This window comes from Shigella sp. FC1967, from assembly GCF_001743005.1.
In the GTDB taxonomy this organism is placed as follows: domain Bacteria; phylum Pseudomonadota; class Gammaproteobacteria; order Enterobacterales; family Enterobacteriaceae; genus Proteus.
Genome location: NZ_MIIZ01000062.1, coordinates 1 through 305 on the forward strand (window position 1 = coordinate 1; position 305 = coordinate 305).

Annotated in this window: 1 protein-coding gene; it reads left to right on the forward strand. The window is 44.3% G+C overall.

Annotation, left to right across the window (positions count from 1 at the left end; translation table 11 throughout):
• Window positions 1-305, forward strand: a 305-nt coding sequence (locus tag BHE89_RS23550; protein ID WP_171742415.1) for a hypothetical protein, incomplete at both ends; no start/stop codon positions are given.

The window sequence follows — 305 nt, forward strand, 5'->3', positions numbered from 1 at the left end:
AAACGCCCACCGTGCTTTATTCAGCTCCTTTCAAGGCGACGGCTGAAAACGCTTTCCAATGACTTAAAAACGCTTTTACCTGCATTAGTGGAACAAGGTACACAAGCAGTCTTACATAATCAAACACAGACCTATTTACTGGCTTTAGCTCGCTTTTTGCAGTATGAAGGATGTGAAAAACTCGCCAATAACTTGGCTCCACTATTATCAGGTTATCGCTCGTTGCCGTTTGCGGGTGTGCTCTTTAGTACGGCGGGTAACGATAACGTTTCAGCCATTTCACCAAAAACCAATCAGTGGACATC